14 protein-coding genes are annotated in these 16,326 nt (G+C 72.4%); 9 read left to right on the plus strand and 5 right to left on the minus strand.

The window, feature by feature from the left end:
• The first annotated feature begins 13 nt into the window (after positions 1 to 13).
• The 5 genes from ACIPYW_RS14045 (at position 14) to ACIPYW_RS14065 (ending at position 5,340) form a co-directional block, all read left to right on the plus strand.
• Positions 14 to 967, plus strand: coding sequence for an ABC transporter permease (locus ACIPYW_RS14045; protein ID WP_400414534.1), 954 nt, complete (start codon positions 14 to 16; stop codon positions 965 to 967).
• Positions 964 to 1,932 carry an ABC transporter permease gene (locus tag ACIPYW_RS14050; RefSeq protein WP_400414536.1) on the plus strand — a complete coding sequence of 323 codons (969 nt, stop codon included), beginning with the start codon at positions 964 to 966 and terminating at the stop codon, positions 1,930 to 1,932. Before ACIPYW_RS14045 ends, ACIPYW_RS14050 begins: the two co-directional genes overlap by 4 nt.
• Positions 1,929 to 2,759, plus strand: a complete 831-nt coding sequence (locus ACIPYW_RS14055) for an ABC transporter ATP-binding protein (RefSeq protein WP_400414538.1) — start codon at positions 1,929 to 1,931, stop codon at positions 2,757 to 2,759. Before ACIPYW_RS14050 ends, ACIPYW_RS14055 begins: the two co-directional genes overlap by 4 nt.
• Positions 2,756 to 3,538 carry an ABC transporter ATP-binding protein gene (locus ACIPYW_RS14060; protein WP_400414540.1) on the plus strand — a complete coding sequence of 261 codons (783 nt, stop codon included), beginning with the start codon at positions 2,756 to 2,758 and terminating at the stop codon, positions 3,536 to 3,538. The genes ACIPYW_RS14055 and ACIPYW_RS14060 overlap by 4 nt, the downstream gene beginning before the upstream one ends.
• 200 nt (positions 3,539 to 3,738) lie before the next feature.
• Positions 3,739 to 5,340, plus strand: a complete 1,602-nt coding sequence (locus tag ACIPYW_RS14065) for a DUF4832 domain-containing protein (RefSeq protein ID WP_400414543.1) — start codon at positions 3,739 to 3,741, stop codon at positions 5,338 to 5,340.
• Between the two features lie 211 nt (positions 5,341 to 5,551).
• Here ACIPYW_RS14065 and ACIPYW_RS14070 read toward each other — a convergent pair whose 3' ends face one another.
• From ACIPYW_RS14070 to ACIPYW_RS14085, 4 genes are all read right to left on the minus strand, one after another.
• Positions 5,552 to 6,253, minus strand: coding sequence for a ThuA domain-containing protein (locus ACIPYW_RS14070; protein WP_400414545.1), 702 nt, complete (start codon positions 6,251 to 6,253; stop codon positions 5,552 to 5,554).
• On the minus strand, positions 6,250 to 8,148 hold the full coding sequence (locus ACIPYW_RS14075) for a heparinase II/III family protein (protein ID WP_400414547.1): 1,899 nt from the start codon (positions 8,146 to 8,148) through the stop codon (positions 6,250 to 6,252). The genes ACIPYW_RS14070 and ACIPYW_RS14075 overlap by 4 nt, the downstream gene beginning before the upstream one ends.
• An 8-nt stretch (positions 8,149 to 8,156) precedes the next feature.
• Positions 8,157 to 9,224, minus strand: a complete 1,068-nt coding sequence (locus ACIPYW_RS14080) for a hydroxyacid dehydrogenase (RefSeq protein WP_400414550.1) — start codon at positions 9,222 to 9,224, stop codon at positions 8,157 to 8,159.
• An 83-nt stretch (positions 9,225 to 9,307) separates the two neighbouring features.
• Positions 9,308 to 10,417 carry a substrate-binding domain-containing protein gene (locus ACIPYW_RS14085; protein WP_400414552.1) on the minus strand — a complete coding sequence of 370 codons (1,110 nt, stop codon included), beginning with the start codon at positions 10,415 to 10,417 and terminating at the stop codon, positions 9,308 to 9,310.
• Between the two features lie 143 nt (positions 10,418 to 10,560).
• On the opposite strand from ACIPYW_RS14085, the gene ACIPYW_RS14090 reads away from it, so the two are divergent.
• The 3 genes from ACIPYW_RS14090 (at position 10,561) to ACIPYW_RS14100 (ending at position 14,195) form a co-directional block, all read left to right on the plus strand.
• Entirely contained in the window at positions 10,561 to 11,544 is a 984-nt protein-coding gene (locus tag ACIPYW_RS14090; protein WP_290131536.1) for a sugar ABC transporter permease, read from the plus strand.
• Complete coding sequence (locus tag ACIPYW_RS14095) at positions 11,541 to 12,434, plus strand: carbohydrate ABC transporter permease (protein WP_400414554.1); 894 nt, start codon at positions 11,541 to 11,543, stop codon at positions 12,432 to 12,434. Before ACIPYW_RS14090 ends, ACIPYW_RS14095 begins: the two co-directional genes overlap by 4 nt.
• Positions 12,435 to 12,536: 102 nt before the next feature.
• Positions 12,537 to 14,195, plus strand: a complete 1,659-nt coding sequence (locus ACIPYW_RS14100; RefSeq protein WP_400414557.1) for an extracellular solute-binding protein — start codon at positions 12,537 to 12,539, stop codon at positions 14,193 to 14,195.
• Between the two features lie 187 nt (positions 14,196 to 14,382).
• Here ACIPYW_RS14100 and ACIPYW_RS14105 read toward each other — a convergent pair whose 3' ends face one another.
• On the minus strand, positions 14,383 to 15,846 hold the full coding sequence (locus ACIPYW_RS14105) for an amidase (RefSeq protein ID WP_400414560.1): 1,464 nt from the start codon (positions 15,844 to 15,846) through the stop codon (positions 14,383 to 14,385).
• A gap of 160 nt (positions 15,847 to 16,006) precedes the next feature.
• Here ACIPYW_RS14105 and ACIPYW_RS14110 point away from each other — a divergent pair, with 160 nt between their 5' ends.
• The gene (locus ACIPYW_RS14110) at positions 16,007 to 16,306 is read left to right on the plus strand and encodes a putative quinol monooxygenase (RefSeq protein WP_400414835.1); all 300 of its coding nucleotides are present in this window, start codon (positions 16,007 to 16,009) and stop codon (positions 16,304 to 16,306) included.
• The last annotated feature ends 20 nt before the right edge of the window (positions 16,307 to 16,326 follow it).

Below are 16,326 nucleotides of genomic sequence, written 5' to 3' on the forward strand. Positions count from 1 at the left end.
GTAGCATCGACCCGTGACCCGGTTCCTGATCGGGCGGCTCCTGCTGCTCGTCGTCGGCCTGCTCGTGGCGAGCATCATCGTGTTCGCCACGCTGCGGGTGCTGCCGGGCGACGTCGCGCAGATCGTGGCCGGCACCCAGGCGAGCCCGGAGCAGGTGGCGCAGCTGCGGCAGGAGCTCGGGCTCGACCGTCCGGTCGTCCTGCAGTACCTCGACTGGATCGGCGGGCTGTTCCGCGGTGACCTCGGCCGATCGCTCGTGACCGACGGGCCCGTCGCACCGGAGCTCGTCCAGAAGCTCAGCGTCACGCTGCCGCTCGCCGGCATGTCGCTCGTGGCGGCCCTCGTCCTCGGGGTGCCGCTCGGCGTGCTCGCCGCGGTCCTCCGCCGACGTGCCGGCGGAGCGGTCATCGGGTTCGTCGCGCAGGCCGTCGCGGCGGTGCCGATCGTCTGGGCGGGCATGCTCCTCGTGGCCCTGTTCGCGGTGACGCTGCACTGGCTGCCCACGCAGGGCTTCCCGCTCGACGGCTGGCAGGACCCCGGTCGGGCGTTCTCCTCGCTCGTGCTCCCCGCGCTGACGATCGGTGCGGTCGAGGGCGCGGTCATCCTCCGGTTCACCCGTTCGGCGACGCTCAGCGTCCTCGACGCCGACCACGTCCGGACCGCGGCGGCGATCGGGCTCACCCGGACGCAGGCGCTCCTCCGGCACGGGCTGCCCTCGGTCGCGCTGACCGTGCTCGCGGTCCTCGGCGTGCAGATCGCCGGACTCCTCGTCGGCGCCGTCGTGGTCGAGCAGCTGTTCTCGCTGCCCGGTGTCGGCCGGATGCTCGTCACCGACGTCGGGCGCCGGGACGTCACGAAGGTGCAGTCGGAACTCCTCGTGCTCACCGGGCTCGTGCTGCTCGTCGGGTTCGCGGTCGACGTCGTGCACCGGACGCTCGACCCACGGCAGCGGGAGGCCTCCTCGTGATCCGTCGTCTCCTCGCCCGTCCGACGGGTGTCTTCGCCGTGGTGGTGCTCGGCCTGCTCGTGGTGCTCGCGGCGGTGTCGCTCGTGTGGACGCCGCAGGACCCCTTCCGTGCCGACCCGTTCCACCAGTGGGAAGCCCCCAGCGCCGCGCACTGGTTCGGCACCGACGCCTCCGGGCGCGACATCGCCAGCTACCTGCTCGCCGGCACCAGGACCACCGTCCTCGTCGCCGTCGGGTCCGGCGTGATCGCGAGCATCGTCGGGGTCGTCCTCACCGCGATCGGTTCGCTGACCGCGCGGTGGGTCCGGGAGGGCACGGCGGTCCTCCTGGACATCCTCGTGGCGTTCCCGACGCTCCTCACCGCGATGCTCCTCACCGCGGTGTACGGCGGCTCGCTCGGCGTCGTGGTCGTCTCCGTCGGTCTGTCCTCCGGCGTGACGATCGCCCGCGTCGCCCGCGGGGAGATCCGCCGCATCGCCCGGAGCGACTACGTCACCGCGGCCCGCGCGTCCGGGGTCGGGGGTGGCGGCGTGCTGCTGCGGCACCTGGTCCCGAACGCCGCACCACTCTTCACGGTGCAGCTCTCGCTCGCGATGGCGACGGCGGTGCTCGCCGAGGCGGGGCTGTCCTACCTCGGGTACGGAGCCGGTTCGAACACCGCATCGTGGGGGTCGCTCCTGTCCGACCTGCAGGCGTACATCGGCGTGCACCCGTGGAGTGCGACCTGGCCGGGCGCATCGATCGCCCTCGTGGTCGCGGCGCTGTCGCTCCTCGGCGATGCCGTCCGTGACGCGACCGACCCGCGACTGACCACGGCGGACCGGTCCTCCGACCCCGACGCCGGTGCTCCCGTCGACGCCGCCGACGTGGCCGACGCGGGGACCGCGGCCACCACCGACGCCGGCACGGCCTCCGCCACCGACCGCGACCGCGCAGCGGGCGCCGGACCGGGGGTGACCGCATGACCGAGCCGACCGGACGATCCGGGCACGCCGTCCCGGTCGACGCGACCGGCGGGCTGGAGGTGCGCGACCTCACGGTCCGGATCGCGGGGCGGACGATCCTCGACCGCGTGACGTTCACCGTGCCTCCCGGCCGACGCCTCGGCGTCATCGGCGCGTCCGGCTCCGGCAAGTCGATGACCGCCCTCGCGCTGATGGGCCTGGAGCCCGCCGGGGCCGTCGTCACCGGGAGCATCCGGCTCGACGGCACCGAACTCGTCGGGCTGCCGGACCGGGAGCGCGCCCGCCACCGCGGATCCGGGATCGGGATGGTGTTCCAGGAGCCGGGCACCGCGCTCGACCCACTCCGTCGGGTCGGGGCGCAGATCGCCGAGCCGCTGCGCCTGCACCACGGCCTCGACCGTCGAGGAGCCGCACGCCGGGCGCGCTCGCTCGCCGCTGAGGTCGGCCTGCCGGACCCCGAGTCCCTGCTCCGGCAGTACCCGCACCAGCTCTCCGGCGGCCAGCGGCAGCGCGTGTGCATCGCGATGGCCGTCGCGGGCGAGCCGTCGTACCTCGTCGCCGACGAGCCGACGACCGCGCTCGACGTCACGACGGAGGCGCGCATCCTCGAGCTCTTCGAGCGACGCTCGGCGGGCACGGTCTTCGTCACGCACGACCTCGCCGTCCTCGCCCGGATCGCCGACACCGCGGTCGTGCTCGACGCGGGACGCGTGGTCGAGGAGGGTCCCGTGCAGCAGCTGCTCGCCGCGCCGTCGCACCCCGCGACCGCCGCCCTCGTGTCCGCCGCCCGGGCCACCGCCCGCCGCACGCCCGGAGGAGACCGGTGACCGCACTGCTCGAGGGCACCGGACTGCACCGGCACTACCGGCTCCCCCGCCGGGGCCCGTTCGAACCCGGGCCCGTCCGGACCGCGGTCGACGGCGTCGACCTGACGGTCGCCGCCGGCAGCCGCCTCGGCATCGTGGGCGAGTCCGGCTCCGGCAAGTCCACCCTGGTGCGACTGCTCGCCGGCCTGGAGGCACCCACCACCGGGACCGTGTCGGCCTCCGGACGGCCCGTGGTCGCGTCGGCGTCCGCGCAGGCGTTGCGCTGGTTCCGTCGCGAGACCGGCGTGGTGTTCCAGGACCCGTACGCCTCGCTCGACCCGCGGATGCGCGTGGGCGCGATCGTCGCCGAACCCCTGCGCGCCCTGCGGGTCCCCGGCTCGCACGCGTCGCTCGTGGCGTCCGTGCTCGAGCGGGTGGACCTGCCCGCGGACGCCGTGACGCGGTACCCGCACGAGTTCTCCGGCGGGCAGCGGCAGCGCATCGCGATCGCCCGGGCCGTCGTGCACTCACCGCGGATCCTGTTCGGGGACGAGCCGATGAGCGCCCTCGACGTGGTGGTCCGCGCCCGCGTGATCGAACTGTTCCGGTCGCTCGTCGACGACCTCGGGCTGGCCCTCGTGCTCGTGTCGCACGACATCGGCGTGGTGCAGCGGCTGTGCGACACGGTCGCGGTGATGTCGGCGGGGAGGATCGTCGAGCACGGGCCGGTGTCGCTCCTCGACGCGCCGCAGCACCCGGCCACGCAGGCGCTCGTGGCGGCCGCCCCGACGCTGCCGTAGGGCGCGGCGGGCGGGGTCGGAACGCGCGCGTTTCGTGGGCGTGGGTGTCGGGCGCGGGTGACCGGGATGGGTGACGATGACCGCACGCCAGACCCGCGCTGTGCGAGTCGTGTTCGATCCGGCGGCAACCGTTGCCCGCTCAGTGGGACTCCGGGGACGATCGAGCCGGCCGACCGGCCGCTTCTCGAAGGGGAGAACGCATGAGCAAGTCGAACGACATCAGCAGACGGACCGCCCTCGGACTCGGCGCCGCGGGAGCCGCCACCGTCGCCTCGGGCATCCTGACACCGGGCGCCGCCCAGGCGGCCGGCCGCGGGACCGGCGCCGGACACGGGTTCGGCGTCGGGCACGGCTCGGGCACCCCACACGCCGCACCACGACTGACGAAGCGCTTCGAGCCCGACAGCACGACGGTGCTGAAGAACCCGCTCAACGGATGGGCCCTGTACGGCTCCGCGGAGCCGCCGGCCGACTACTGGACGAAGTACGACGACGTCACGCTGCCCGACGGCAGCTCGATCCGGATCTCGGACGTGGCCGGGGTGCTGTACATGCGGGTGTCGTGGACGATCCTCGAGCCTTCCGAGGGCGTCTACGGCTGGGACACGAACGCCGCCTTCGCCGGGATCCTCGCCGAGGCACGGTCCCGGGGCATGCGGCTCGCGTTCCGGGTCGTGGTGGACAGCCGCGACAAGGCGAACGACTTCACGCCGGCCTGGGTCCGCGAGGCCGGAGCGGTCGGGTACGAGAACCAGGTCGGATCGCACACGGTGTGGACCCCCTACCCCGACGACCCGGTGTTCCAGGCGAAGTACTCGGCGTTCGTCGCAGCCTTCGCCGCCCGCTACGACGACCCCGAGGTGACCGACTTCATCGACGGGTACGGCCTCGGCAAGTGGGGCGAGGGGCACTCGATGAAGTACCTCGACCCGGCGAACCGCAAGCAGGTGTTCGACTGGATCATCGACCTGTACCTCGAGCACTTCACGACGGTCCCGCTCGCGCTCAACTACCACCGGCTCATCGGGGCCGGCGGTGACGAGAGCTGGGGCGCACCGGACCCGGAGAGCGAGGCGCTCCTCGACTCCGCCTACGAGAAGGGATACGTCCTCCGTCAGGACGCCTTCGGCATGACCGACTACTACGCCGACTGGGAGAAGTCGATGGCCGCGAAGTGGCGCCACCGTCGGCCGATCATCATGGAGGGCGGCTGGGTCACCGCGCAGCACGACGTCACGAAGGACCCCCGCGGGTACGAGGACGCGGCCGACGTCCGGCAGGGCGAGTTCGACGACTCCGCCGAGGCGCACGTCAACATGATGGACCTCCGCAACGGCGAGGCGCTGTCGTGGTTCACCGCCGAGACGTACCCGCTCACGAAGCGCTTCGACGCCGAGGGCGGCTACCGGCTCCACCCGTCCGAGGTCAGCGTGCCGACGGACGTCCGGGTCGGTTCCGCCGCCTCCATCACGCACGAGTGGACGAACACGGGGTGGGGGTACCTGCCGTCCGACCTGCCGGTCTGGCAAGGCAAGTACAGGGTCGCGATCGGACTGCTCCGCGCCGACGACACCCCGGCGCGGGTCCTCGTCGATGCGGATCCGGAGCCGTCGGAATGGCGCAAGGGCTCGCCGAGGTCGTACACGTTCGCCCCGCGGATCACCGGCGTCGCCCCGGGTCGGTACCGATGGGGCATCGCGATCGTGGACACGACCCGCGGGAACGTGCCCGCCATCGCCCTCGGCGCGACCGGGGAGCGAGCGGACGGGTGGCTCGTGGTCGGGGACGTCACCGTCCGCTGACGCGAGCCGCCACGACCTGGACGCGACGGCCTGGAGGCACGGCACCGGTCCGGCGGACCGGCACCGGTCCTCCAGGCGGTCGCGCGGGCGCGGGGCGCACGTCACGGGACACGCGCGTTCCGTCGGAGCGCGCGTCGTTCGACGGTCGCGACGTCGGAACGCGCGCGGGCCGGTTCCCGCCCGACTCCTGCCGGACGCGCGCGGAGCGCGCTCAGGGCGCCCCGGCGAGGAACCGGAGGGCCTGCGCGACCAGCGCGCGGTGCGCCGGTGCGGCGAAGGACGCCGAGCCGTGGCCGAGTCCGTCGTAGACGGTGGTCCCGCCTCCCGGGCGGTCGTGCACCCAGACGAGCGGGTGGCGGATCCCGTCGTGCTCGTGGTCGACGAGCACACGCACGTCGGGTGCCACCCGCTGGTACGCGTACCGCTCGTCGTCGAGCGCGAAGTCGGACAAGCCGTCCGTGACCGGGTGTCCGTCGTCCACGACCTGCACCGTGCAGGGCCCCGACGGCGGGTGCATCGTCGTCCCCCGGACCCACACCCCGCCGAGGACGCGCTCCCACCGCCCGTCCCCGGCGAACGACGTCGACGACACGTGCACGGCGAACACCGGTACGTCGCTGGCGAGGAGCCGACCGTACCCGGCCTCCGCCCACGACAGCGGTACCGGACGGTCGTCGCGCGGGAGTCCGACGTTCACGACCACGAGGGACGGGAGCGGTCCGGACGCGAAGGAGGCGAGGGCTGCGTCGACGTCCTCCGCCTGTGTCAACGGCACGCCGGCCTCGCGGCCGATGTCGACGAGCGCCCGGTTCGTCGCGTCGAACGGGTGCCAGGGATCTGTCCACCGCCCGACCCCGCCGAGCAGGACCGGACCGTCGGTCGGCCGCTCCGCCACGCGGTGGTGAACCGTCACGCGCGGGTGATCCGGAGCGTGTGCGATCCCGAGACCGCCGGGTCGCGTTGCACGAGCAGGATCCGGTGCAGGGCTGGCCCCCACGCGGCGCGGAGCTTCTCGTCGTCGAGGTCACGTCGTTCGACCTCGACCCCGAGGGCCGCGTCGACCGCGAGGTGGGCGGGTCCGACGAGGAGCCCACCGGGCGTCGGCTGCGGCTCGTGCAGGGTCAGGACGACGAGGGTCATGGTGCCGGGGCGGCGGAACGTCCACTCGTCGTGCACCTCGACGCTGTCCGTCGTCCGGTCGATCGAGGCGACCCGTCGGGCACGCTCGAGCCCGGAGTCGGCCGGGTACGCGGCCGCGAGGTCCATCGACAGGGAAGCCCGGCCGCCGTCGTCGGCGAACGTCGTGCCGGTCGCGCGGAACGCGGCCCCCTCGTGCTGTTCGACACCGTTCGGCCACGGCACGCTGTGCCAGCTCGACCGCATGGTCCAGATGCCGTACCGGGTGTCGGGCATGAAGGTCTCGCGGTGGTACACGCCGACACCGGCGTCGACGACCACCGGTTCGCCGTCGAGCGACACGATCACCGAGCCCGCGTCGTTGTGGTTGTGACTGACGTCGTTGTGGCCGCCCTTCGCGGACAGGAAGAACCCGTCGGCACGGGCGACGGCGACCTCGGTACCGGGCAGGTACAGCGACCGCGGCATGCCCGGCGCCGCGGCACCGGCGTGCTGCCAGTCCGGCGTTCGGAGCTCGTGGAGCGTCCGGAGGAACAGCGGGGCGAGTTGCCCGTCGAAGCGCAGCGGGTGCCGACGGCCCATCCAGCGAGCGTGCTGCACGACGTCGTCGTCGCCGACCACGGCGCCGAAGCGGGCGAGGAGGTGCCAGTTCGCGTTCTCGGGGAGCACGGGTGACCCGTCCGAGTGGTTGACCTGGTGGTCGGCGTCGATCTGCATGCTCATCGGGAAGCGGGCCATCGCGGCCACGGGGGCGACCGTCCACCCGTCGAACGCCCCGTGGGTGATGGTGGTCAGCAGGTCGAGCGCCTCGAAGAGCGTCGCGCCGGCCCACCACCAGTACGTGGCCCCCTCGTCGCAGCTGCCGTCGTCGTCGTACCCGGCGCGGAAGCGGTCGAGGATGCCGAGCGCACGATCGAGGGTCACGGTGAGCCGGCCGGCGTCCGGTTCGACCACGGCGGCGCAGACGAGGACGTTCGACACGATCCACGGCGCCCAGTTGTTCGGCGGTGCGCCGTCCGTGCCGTGCCAGAAGTACTCCTCCTGCTCCCACGGGTCGAGCACCCGCCGCCGCACCTCGTGGTGCACCCGCGCGCGGATGCCCGGGAAGTCCTGTTCGAGCCGCTCCCCCGCGAACGAGTCGATCGCGGCGAGCATCCCGCCGAGCGCGGCGTCGTTGAGGTCGAGCACGTCACGGCCCGGTACCGGCAGGAACGGCCGTGCGCCGTCCTCGGGCAGGGCGTAGTGCGACGGCAGGCACCAGGCGCTCAGTTCGCAGAGGCGCCAGACCGTGTCGCCCAGGGTCGCCACCCACTCGTCGTCACCGGTGACGCCGAGCGCCAGGGACGCCGTCGCTGCGGACTCCATGACGTTGCGCAGCGACCGTTCGTAGGGCCGACGGTCGCCGTCGCGGCTGTAGGTCGCCCACCGGGTGAGCGTCGGGTACTCGACCAGCGCCGTGTCGCGCCGGTCCGCGGCGGTCGAGAGCAGTGCCTCCCGGTCGACGTCGGTGGCACCCGCCCACGCCGCACGGTCCCGCACGTCGGGGGCGGCGCGCCACGAGCGCGGTCGCACGGCGGCTCGCGCGGCCGGGGTGAGCCGAGCGGCGAAGGTGGTGGCGGAGGTGGACCGGACGGCGGGGTCGGCGGTCGGGGCATCCAGGGAGGAGGGCATCGTGTTCCTCAGGCTTGGACGGCGAAGCCGTCGGGGACGATCGGGTCGGTGAACGCGCCGGTGGCGGCGAACGCCACCGTCTCGCGGACGGCGTTGCCGGCGAGCCGGCGGAGCTCGTTGCCGAGCGAACCCGCGATGTGCGGGGTGATGAAGGTGTTCGGGGTGCTGCGGAGCCGAGCGCCGGCCGGCAGCACCTCGGGCTCGGTGACGTCGAGCACCGCGGCGAGGTCGCCCCGGTCGAGTCGGTCGGCGAGGGCCTCCTGGTCCACGATGCCACCCCGGGCGGTGTTGACGAGCGTGGCACCGGGGCGCATCAGGCCGAGCACGTGCCGGTCGACGAGGTTCCGGGTCGAGGGCAGCAGTGGTGCGTGCAGCGTCACGATGTCGCTCGCGGCCGCGAGGGTGTCGAGGTCGACGGCGGTCACCCCGAGCGCGGCGGCCTCCGCGGCGTCGAGGTACGGGTCGCTGACGAGCACCCGCACGTCGTGGTCGCGCAGCCGCTCGACGACGGCTCGTCCGACGCGGGACGCTCCGACGACGCCGACGGTGATGCCGTGCATGCCGATGACCGGCCAGGACCCCTCGACGTCGACGGGAGCGCCGTCGGACGCGGCGAGGGCGGACGCCGTCGCGAACGCGCGCTTCGCTGCCAGGACGATCATCGCGACCGCGAACTCGGCGACGGGGACGGCGTTGGCGGCCGCGGACGTCGTGACGACGATGTCCCGGGCCCAGACGTCGTCGTCGACCACGGGCTTCACGGACCCGGCGGAGTGGGCGATCGCCCGCAACCGGGGCATCCGGTCGAGTCGGCGGACGTCGAGCACCGGGCTCCCCCACCCGGTGATGATGCACTCGACGTCGGCGAGCAGGCCCGCGTCGCGCGGGTCGTCGGGGTCGAGCGGGCGGTCGTGCACGAGCCGGACGGCCGGCGCGGCGTGCAGGGCCGCGACGTCCGCGGGAGCGAACACCCGCTCGAACGTCGGTCCGGGCAGGACGAAGGCGACCGCGACGGGTCCGCGGTCGGGGCGGTCGTCGGTGGCGGTCGAGCGGGGTGTGACGGGGCGTGACGTCATCGTCGGACGGCTCCTCTCCGGAGTGCAGCGTGTCCATGCCAGTGCCCCGCGGTGTGCGGGGTCAAGCACGGTCACGCAAACGCTCACGAACCGAACACGGGCGGTTCGGCCGTCGATCCCCGGACGCTGAGCGTCGGAGCCAGCGTCATGTGACGCCGAGCGAACCCGGTCTGCGCGGTCGCCGAGATCCGCTCGAAGCACATCGTCGCGGCGAAGCGGCCGACATCGTTCTTCGGCGGGGCGACGGCCGTGAGCGGGACCTCGGCGAGCGCTGCGACCTCGTCGTCGTACGCCACGACGGACAGGTCTCCCGGGATCGACAGGCCCATGGCGGTGAGCGTCTCGACGAACTCGACGGCGTAGTGGTCGGAGTGCACGAAGACCGCGGTGGTGTGCGAGTCGAGGCACCGGCGGATGTACGCCTCGGTGGCCGCCCCCACGCCCTGTGTCTCGTCGATGACCTCGACGGGGGCGTCCTGGTCGAGGCCGAGTTGACGGACGGTGCGTTCGTACCCGGTGCGGAGCTGCGGGGTGGTCGGGGTGTCGAACACGGCCATGCCGATCCGGTGGTGCCCGAGCGCGGCGAGGTGTCGGACGGCGATCGCGGCCCCGGCCTCGTGGTCGCTCCGGACGGACTCGAGGTCGGACCCGACGGGGGCCTCGGTGACGGAGCGTTCCACGACGACGACCGGCATGGGTGCGGCGTCGAGGAGCTCGAGCGTGTCGAAGGCGTCGGCGACGGTGGTGGTGACGAGGAGTCCGTCGACCCCGGCGGCGATGAGACGCTCGACCTGCTGGCGTTCGCGTGCCGGGTCGTACCGCGAGACGCCGAGGACGACGCGGCCGCCCAGTGCCTCGGTGCGCTCGGCGACGCCGGCGACGATCTTCGGGAAGTAGTAGCCGGGGTCGGGGACGACGAGGCCGAGGGTGAAGAGGGCCGCGGGTCCCGGTCCGTCGGGGTCGTTCGTCGGGCGCGGTGCCGGGCGGTGCGGGGCGCCGGCGGTGGGGAGGGTCTCGACCGAGACCGCCCCGCCGTGCACGCGTTTCACGAGGCCGCGGTCGGCGAGTTCTGCGAGGTCACGGCGCACGGTCATCGCGGAGATGCCCTCGCGGTCGGCGAAGTCCGAGGCGGAGAGGCTGCCGTGGACGCGCAGCTCGGCGAGGATGCGCTCTCGGCGCCTGGTCGGGTGCATCGTTGCTCCCCCGTAGTGGGTCGGTGTTCGTTTGGTGTGCGGGTGAATGGCCCGGGTTGACCGTCATCATACGGACGCCACAGGATGACGAAACCACCGGCGGGGTCCGCCGGTGTCGAGAGTCTCGTGAGCAAGGGAGCCACATGAGCGCGACGATGGTCGACCCGGCCACGAGGGCGGAGCCGGCACGGTCCGGCTCCGCTCCGGAGGTCAGGAAGGTCCCCTTCACCGCCCGGTTGCGGCGCGACTACCCGCTGCTGGTCATGGTGGCGCCCGCGGTCGTCCTGCTGCTGTTGTTCGTGTACGTGCCGCTGCTCGGCAACGTGATCGCGTTCATGGACTACCAGCCGTACATCCCGATCTCGCAGAGCCCGTGGGTGGGGGTGCAGAACTTCGCGGTGATGTTCGCCGACGCCGACTTCTGGCGGGCGACGATCAACACGCTGGAGATCACGTTCATCCAACTGGTGCTGTTCTTCCCGGTGCCGATCGCTCTTGCACTGCTCATCCACTCGCTGGTGTGGCCGTGGCTCCGGGCGACGGTGCAGTCGGTGCTGTACCTGCCGCACTTCCTGTCGTGGGTGATCGTCGTCGGCTTCTTCCAGCAGTCCCTGGGGTCGGGCGGCGTGCTGAACCACGCGTTGCGGCAGCTGGACGTCGGCACGGTCGGGATCATGAGCGACCCGGCGACGTTCAAGCTGCTGCTGACGAGCCAGGTGATCTGGAAGGACGCCGGGTGGGGGACGATCATCTTCCTCGCCGCGCTGGCCGCGATCGACGACAACCTGTACGAGGCCGCGGCGATCGACGGTGCCGGGGCGTGGAGCCGCTTCTGGCACGTGACGCTGCCCGGGATCCGGCCCATCATCGTCCTGCTGCTCATCCTGCGGCTCGGTGAGGCGCTGTCCGTGGGGTTCGAGCAGATCATCCTGCAGCGGAACGCCGTGGGGGCCGATGCGGCCGAAGTGCTCGACACGTACGTCTACTACCACGGGGTCATCGACGGGAACTGGTCCACCGGCATCGCCGTCGGCCTGGTGAAGGGCCTCGTCGGCTTCGTCCTCATCATGGCGGCGAACAAGGCCGCCCACATGCTCGGCGAGCAGGGAGTGTATTCACGATCATGAGCACCATCGTGCGCCCGGTCTGGGCCGGCAAACCGACCCCGGTGGTCATCGCGCTGAAGGCGGTCGGCATCGTGCTGATCCTGGCCGTCATCCTGTTCCCGTTCCTCATCGTCTTCTCGACGAGCGTCTCGAGCCAGGACGACATCACCGCTGCGGGCGGCTACGTGGTGTGGCCGAAGTCGTTCGACCTGTCCGCCTACGTGCAGATCCTGTCCGGCGGCGTCGTGACCCGCTCCGTCGTCGTCACGCTCCTCGTGACGATCGTCGGCACGGCGCTGAGCCTGGCCTCGACCGTGCTCGCGGCGTACGCGCTGAGTCGGACGGGTTCGCTGTTCCAGCGGCCGATCCTTACCTTCGTGCTCATCACGTTCCTGTTCGCCCCGGGGATGATCCCGCTCTACCTGATGGTGAAGCAGCTCGGGTTGCTCGACAACTACTGGGCGCTGATCCTGCCGAGTGCGTTCAGCGTGTTCAACATGGTCGTCGTCCGCGGGTTCATGATGAGCATCCCGCAGGAGCTGATCGACAGCGCCAAGATCGACGGCGCCGGCGAGTTCCGGATCCTGTGGCAGATCGTGCTGCCGCTGTCCCGCGCGGTGATCGCCGTCGTCGGCCTCTTCTACGCGGTGGGGTACTGGAACGCGTTCTTCAACGCCCTGCTGTACCTGTCGGACTCGACGAAGTGGACGCTCCAGCTCGTGCTGCGGACGTACGTGCTGCAGGGCTCGAACCTGGTGTCCGGTGCCGGTTCCGACGCGAGCATGCAGCCGCCCGCCGAGTCCGTCCAGATGGCGGTCGTCATGATCGCGATCATCCCGATCCTCGCCGCCTACCCGCTCGTGCAGCGCCACCTCACCAAGGGCGTGCTGACCGGCGCCGTCAAGGGCTGACTCGCCCGCCACCGGCCTGGAGGCACGTGGCGGCCCCGCACCGCGCCTCCCGTCCGGTGCTCCGCACCATCCGACCCGACCGCACGCTTCGAGGGAGAAGCCATGTCCGAATCCACTGCCGGCATCAGCCGGCGCACCCTGATCTCCGGCGCCGCCTTCGGGCTCGTCGCCCTCGGCGGCGCCGGCGGTCTCGCCGGCTGCTCCGGCGGCGGGACCGCCGCGACCATCTCCGACAAGGTGGCGGCCCTGCCGACGTACGTGCCGATCACGAAGGGACCGAAGCCGGACCTGCCCGGCAACGACAAGGTGCAGCCGGTCTACTACGCGTACCCGGAGGAGGGTGAGCTCTTCCGCTCGGTGGCGAGGGACCTGACGGTCGGCGGCACCACCACGGGCTTCGTCGTGACGTACTCGGCACCGCCGCCCGCGAACAACAGCTTCCTCGACTACATCGGCGAGGTCACCGACACGGAGTACGACCTGACGTTCGTGCCCGGCGACTCGTTCGACACGAAGTTCGCGACCATGACCGCGGGCAACGACATCCCCGGGATCGTCGAGTTCCTGACGTTCGCGATGCCGCCGCGGTTCCCGCAGCTCCTCGACGCGAAGTTCACCGACCTCTCCGAGTACCTGTCCGGCGACGCCGTGAAGGAGTACCCGAACCTCGCGAACATCCCCACGCCGTCGTGGCGGAGCGCGCGCATCAACGGCAAGATCTACGGCGTCCCGGAGCACCGCCCGCCGTTCGGTTCCGTGATGGTCTGTCGCCCGGACCTCATCGAGCAGCTCACCGGTTCGGCGCCGGCACCGAAGGACAAGGACGAGTTCTTCGACATGTGCAAGGACGTCACCGACGCGAAGGCGGGACGGTACGCCATCGCCGGCGGCGGCGGAGCAGCCGGGGTCGACTGGTCGTACGACTTCATCGGCGCCACGTTCGGCGTCCCGAACCAGTGGACGAGGACGAGCGGCGGCGAGCTCGTGCACAAGAACGAGACCGACGCCTGGCTGGAGACGCTGAGCTACGTCAAGAAGCTCTGGAACGCCGGTGTCTTCCACCCGGACACGCCGAGCCTCGAGAGCGCGAAGGCCAAGACGTACATCAACAACGGCACCGTGCTCATGCACCTCGACGGCATCTCGGCACTCCTCGACCAGACGATGCCGAAGGGGATCGTCACCGGCGGGGTCGTGCCGTTCGGGGCCGACGGCGGCGCCGGTGTGAACTACCAGGGCACGTCGAGCTTCTCGTTCGCCGCGCTGAAGAAGACCACACCCGACCGGGTGAGGGCGCAGCTGCGGCTCCTCGACTACCTGTCCGCACCCTTCGGCTCGCAGGAGGCGTTCACGCTCACGCACGGGAAGAAGAACGTGCACTACACCGGCAGTGGCCCGAACGCGTCGCTGACGAAGGCCGGCGAGCAGATGATCAACGCCAGTGCCCTCTACCGGCTCGCCGCCGGGCCGCAGGTGCTCAACACTGCGATCCGGATCGACGAGCAGCTGCGGCAGTCCCATGCGTACCAGGTGGCGACGCAGGACATGTTGCTGCCGAACCCGGTGGACGGGTACTACTCCCCGTCGGCGTCGTCCACGCAGTCGGCGAGCCAGGCGTTCAACCTGCTGTGCAACGACTACGTGCTCGGGCGGACGAACCTCGCGAAGGTGGAGGCCGGTGTGAAGACCTGGACCGCCGCGGCGGGCGACAAGATGCGTCGCGAGTACACCGAGGCGATGGAGAAGCAGGGCGAGGCGTAGCGGGGCGCGGCCACGATCCGGACGGGAGGCCCGTGGCGGCGCCGCCACGGGCCTCCCGTCCGGATCGTGCCGGTCTGAGCGATGGAACGCGCGCCTTTCGACGATGCGCGCGTCGATCGACGCGCGCATCGTCGAGACGCGCGCGTCCCGTCGCCTCCGACCGGGCGCGCCCGGCGGGCACCGCCGGTCAGGCGGTCCAGGCGGGCGGGTGCCGCCGCTGCCAGCGGAGGCGGCGCTCGAGCTGGGCGCCGATCGCCAGCAGCACCCGTTCCCCACCCGGTCGCCCGATGAGCTGCACCCCCATCGGGAGCCCGGCGCCGTCGGGGTGGTCGTCGTCCGTCGCCCCCACCGGCAGCGTGATCGCGGGCAGCCCGGACACGTTCGCCATCGAGGTCCACGGCGAGTACGCGCACTGCCGCCGGAAGTCCTCCTCCGGGTCGTCGCCGTACCAGCCGAGCGGACGGGGCGTCAGCGCCAGCGTCGGGGTGAGCACGGCGTCGAAGCGGTCGAACGCGCCGATGAGCGACACCGAGAACGCGTCGAGCGCCGTCATCGCGTCGAGCACCTGCGTCCCCGTGAGGTGCTGCCCGCGATCCACGAGCCACCCGACGAGGGGCGTGGTCTCGCGCAGGTCGATGCCCGGCGCGAGGGGCAGTCGGGCGGCGCTCGACTCCCACGCCACGCGGAACGCCTCGGCGTAGGGCGCGCGGGGCATCGCGACGTCCTCGATGCCGTGTCCGACCTCACCGAGCACCCGGATCGCGGTCGCCACCGCGGCACGCGCAGCCGGGTCGACCACGACGTCGACGGTGTCGTCCCACGGTGAGCCGTCGAGGACGCCGACCACGAAGCGCCCCTCGCCACGGACGGCCGCCGCGGTGAACGGGCCGTCGCCGACGTCGGGCGTCACGAGCGCGTACGGCTCCGGTTCGTCGAGGCCCGCCGGACGGACGAGGGCGTCCAGCAGCATGCCGGCGTCCGCGACCGACCGCGTGAGCGGCCCCGCGACCGAGAGCCCGCCGACACCCGACCGGCCCGGCATCGCGGGGACGCGGCCACGGCTCGGCTTCAGCCCGACGAGCCCCGTGGCCGCCGCCGGGATCCGTACCGATCCGCCGCCGTCACTGCCGACCGCCGCGGGGAGCAGTCCGGCGGCGACCGCCACCGCGGCACCGCTCGAGCTCCCGCCCGGCGCACGCGCGGTGTCGTACGGGTTGCGGGTCGTGCCGAAGCGGGTCTCGGAGGACGACGACATCCCGAACTCGGGCGAGGCCGTCTTGCCGAGACTGATGCTGCCCGCGGCGTCCGCCGCGGCCACGAGCGGGTGGTCGGCGCCCGCCGACCGCGCGGGCAGGCTGGTCGTGCCGTTGCGGGTGACGACGCCCGCCCGGTCGTACAGGTCCTTGTCCGCAGCCGGGAGGCCCCACAGCGGCCGCGACGTCGGCACCCGTTCGCCGAGGTGGTCGGCACGGTCGCGCGCTGCCTCGGCCGTCACGGTCACGAACGCGCCGAGGCCCGCTCCGGCCGGTCCGTCCGCGTCCAACCGCTCGATCCGAGCGAGGTAGTGGTCGACCGCCTCGCGCGCGGTCGCCTCACCGCGACGGATCCAGTCCCAGAGTTCCTGGGCGGACAGGTGGTGCAGTTCGAACACGGGGCCAGCCTAGGCGGCGTCCGCCACCGGCCCGCCGAGTTTCCCCGGCCCGTGGAACGATCCGGAACACCACAGCACGCTCGCGGGTTGTCCCCCGCGTTCCCGACGCGTCCCCGGCGCGTCCCCGGCGCGTCCCCGACGAAAGGTGTCCGACGTGACGATGACCGTCCTGCTCGAGGTGCAGCTCCGCGACGACCTGCCCGCCGACCAGATCGAGACCGCGATCCGCACGACGCTCGACCAGACCCGGGCCTTCGCGGGCAACGAGTCGCTCGAGGTGATCGTCGAGGACGCCGACCCGAACCACGTGGTGGTCGTCGAGCGCTGGAGGACGGCAGCCGACCACGCCGCCTACGTCGCGTGGCGTGCGACGCCGGAGGGAACAGCGCGTGAGCTCGGGTCCGTGATCGCCGGGCCGCCGACGACCCGGACGTTCGACCGGTCCATCACGCTCGCCTGACCGCCCCTGCGCTGCGCGTC

Origin of the sequence: Curtobacterium sp. NPDC089689 (assembly GCF_044749145.1) — a bacterium.
Classification (GTDB): Bacteria; Actinomycetota; Actinomycetes; order Actinomycetales; family Microbacteriaceae; genus Curtobacterium.

Bases quoted from the DNA above. Each gene is read 5' to 3' on its own strand.
- ACIPYW_RS14055 (WP_400414538.1), top strand. From the start codon at position 1,929: ATGACCGAGCCGACCGGACGATCCGGGCACGCCGTCCCGGTCGACGCG.
- ACIPYW_RS14065 (WP_400414543.1), top strand. From the start codon at position 3,739: ATGAGCAAGTCGAACGACATCAGCAGACGGACCGCCCTCGGACTCGGC.
- ACIPYW_RS14075 (WP_400414547.1), bottom strand. From the start codon at position 8,148: ATGCCCTCCTCCCTGGATGCCCCGACCGCCGACCCCGCCGTCCGGTCC.
- ACIPYW_RS14080 (WP_400414550.1), bottom strand. From the start codon at position 9,224: ATGACGTCACGCCCCGTCACACCCCGCTCGACCGCCACCGACGACCGC.
- ACIPYW_RS14085 (WP_400414552.1), bottom strand. From the start codon at position 10,417: ATGCACCCGACCAGGCGCCGAGAGCGCATCCTCGCCGAGCTGCGCGTC.
- ACIPYW_RS14090 (WP_290131536.1), top strand. From the start codon at position 10,561: ATGAGCGCGACGATGGTCGACCCGGCCACGAGGGCGGAGCCGGCACGG.
- ACIPYW_RS14095 (WP_400414554.1), top strand. From the start codon at position 11,541: ATGAGCACCATCGTGCGCCCGGTCTGGGCCGGCAAACCGACCCCGGTG.
- ACIPYW_RS14100 (WP_400414557.1), top strand. From the start codon at position 12,537: ATGTCCGAATCCACTGCCGGCATCAGCCGGCGCACCCTGATCTCCGGC.
- ACIPYW_RS14110 (WP_400414835.1), top strand. From the start codon at position 16,007: ATGACCGTCCTGCTCGAGGTGCAGCTCCGCGACGACCTGCCCGCCGAC.